Annotated in this window: 4 protein-coding genes; all 4 read left to right on the forward strand. The window is 48.3% G+C overall.

Features of this window, described 5'->3' with window-relative positions; all coding sequences use genetic code 11:
- The first annotated feature begins 535 nt into the window (after positions 1-535).
- Positions 536-949 (forward strand): putative toxin-antitoxin system toxin component, PIN family, encoded by a 414-nt coding sequence (locus tag QEH54_RS22600; protein ID WP_309021000.1) that lies wholly within the window; start codon positions 536-538, stop codon positions 947-949.
- The gene (locus tag QEH54_RS22605) at positions 946-1,185 is read left to right on the forward strand and encodes a toxin-antitoxin system HicB family antitoxin (RefSeq protein ID WP_309021001.1); all 240 of its coding nucleotides are present in this window, start codon (positions 946-948) and stop codon (positions 1,183-1,185) included. The genes QEH54_RS22600 and QEH54_RS22605 overlap by 4 nt, the downstream gene beginning before the upstream one ends.
- An 82-nt stretch (positions 1,186-1,267) precedes the next feature.
- The gene (locus tag QEH54_RS22610) at positions 1,268-1,684 is read left to right on the forward strand and encodes a hypothetical protein (protein ID WP_309021002.1); all 417 of its coding nucleotides are present in this window, start codon (positions 1,268-1,270) and stop codon (positions 1,682-1,684) included.
- An 81-nt stretch (positions 1,685-1,765) separates the two neighbouring features.
- Entirely contained in the window at positions 1,766-2,332 is a 567-nt protein-coding gene (locus tag QEH54_RS22615; protein WP_309021003.1) for a hypothetical protein, read from the forward strand.
- Positions 2,333-2,429: the final 97 nt, after the last annotated feature.

Genomic DNA, 2,429 nt, shown 5'->3' on the forward strand with positions numbered 1-2,429 from the left:
AGGCAAGAGATGAAAGAAGAAAATAAGCAGAACCAGTCAGCCCATACAACTCCGGCCAGCGCTCCGCGCTGACCTCCGCGTATGGCTTTCACGTTGGGCAAGCAACCAAACCATGCGTCACAATCAAGTTCCTCAAATATGACACCGAAACGAGTTGGCATTGTATACTGGACTCTTGTTGTTGCGTGGACTCTCTATTTCGTATTCGAGCGCTTCAGTGCAGCAATGCTCCTGCCTTTCACGATTCCCCTACAGGTTTTCTTCTTTATACTCCTTTTCATTCTAGTGAAAAAAGAAGCAAAGACGAAACCGAACAGAAGAAATATGATCCTCATCCTTTTTCCAATTGGTATCACACTAATGATCACCTTCATGGCCACTTTAGATCTGACCCTGAACCTCAGTTTCAATAGATGAAGCCCAACCAGTCAGCCCATACAACTCCAGCCAGCGCTCCGCGCTGACTTCCGCGTATGGCTTTCACGTTAGGCGAAAGGAATTGACACACTAATGATACCACATACGGTATCTTCCCATGGTCGTAATTGACACGAACGTCATCTACTCAGCGCTTCGCTCGAGCCTAGGGACTTCTCACGTTCTCCTGACTGCCATGGCCGAGGGGCAAGTCCATTACGCGGTCTCCGCCGCTCTAGTCTTTGAGTACGAGGACGTTCTGAAGAGACCTAAGAGCCAGCTCGTTTTCACCGAACCGGAAATAGACCAGATTCTCGATTCCATCGTCGCACTAGGGGCCAAGCATTCATCCCACTTCCTCTGGAGACCTTTCCTGAAAGACCCGAAAGACGACATGATTCTCGAACTAGCCGTCGTCTCAGAATCCGATCGGATCATCACCCACAACACCAAGGATTTCAAAGGCTCCACAAAACTTGGAGTCAAAGCCGTCACACCACTAGAATACCTAAAGAAGGAGAATTTGCTATGAGTTCACTAAGCCTGAGACTTCCAGATTCGCTGCATAGACACATCAAGGAGTTTTCCGAAAAGGAAGGCGTCTCCATCAACCAGTTCATCTCTACCGCGGTAGCCGAGAAGATGTCCGCACTTTCCACTCAAACCTATCTTGAAGAGAGAGGGAAAAGAGGGAGTAAAGCGAAGCTGAAGAAGCTACTCAAGAAGGTTCCCGCCATAGAGCCCGAGGAACACGACAGAATGAAATAGAGCCTAACCAGTCAGCCCATACAACTCCGGCCAGCGCTCCGCGCTGACCTCCGCGTATGGCTTTCACGTTGTGCAAAAAAATATGATCCTAGAAGCAATCAGTCCTGAGTACGAAAAGTACACAACCGTCGATACAGAGCCTACCCCCGAATCAATCAGAGCTTACGTCGAGTCTTTGCCGTGGGACGACATCACGTTTGTCAGAATCAAAAAAGATGAAACCCATTGGGTCGAATGTAGTGGATCACATCCCGACGGATTCAGCGTCATCTACCAGGAAGGAACCGAAACTTTCATAACACAAGATGAGCCAGAAGGTTTGGAACAGCTGATCCTGACGATGCAGGACTTTTCTATCGGCGGAAACGATTGGAAGAGCATTTGCAGATGGTCACCTCATGGAGGAAGAAAAGAAGGATCGAAGAGTGGATGCGCAGCCGTAATCGCATTCGCTTTTCTCCTGATTTCAGGAACACTCTTGTTAGACAAGATAATCTAAGCACAACCAGGCGGCCCATACAACTCCGGCCAGTCGCTCCGCGACTGACCTGCGCGTATGGCCTTCACGTTCACTAGAAAAATGAAATTGGCCTTCGCAATAGCAGTCTTCTGCGCTTTCCATTCGGGCTATGCGAAAGATATCGAAGTCTTCCTCGCACCAAACGCCTTTAGAGTCATCCAGCTTGGCTGTCCGAGTGTGCCGTTTCACGTTGTCCTAATGAACACCTCCAATGAAGACATAAAAGTTTGGGATGATATGTATTTTTGGGGTTACTACAATTTGTCTTTCGAGATGAGATCCTCTTCGGGGAACGAAATAATTGAGATCAAAAAGAAAGAGAGAGGCTGGGATAAGAATCTGCCGTTATGCGACACAGTTCCACCAAAAGAGGTGAAGGTCTTCGCTGTTTTTCTGTGCGAAGAGACCTGGGAAGGAATCCCAAGTCACGAATGGTTCACCGCAAATGACAAGAATCCGTTCGAGATCAGAGCTATCTACAAGAGTCAGTCGGACACGCTACCGATGAACTCGGACTCCGGACGAGTTTGGAAAGGTACGATCGAATCGAATTGGACCAAAACTTATGTAAAGAAAACTGGAGTGAACCAGTCAGCCCATACAACTCCGGCCATCGCTCCGCGATGACCTCCGCGTATGGCTTTCACGTTAGGAAGAATGAAAAAGACAATCACTCTAGTCGCTTTTGCCTCTTTGCTTTCCTTCTCGTTTGCCGGAACAGTAG

The sequence above is a fragment of the Pelagicoccus sp. SDUM812003 genome, assembly GCF_031127815.1.
Classification (GTDB): Bacteria; Verrucomicrobiota; Verrucomicrobiia; order Opitutales; family Opitutaceae; genus Pelagicoccus.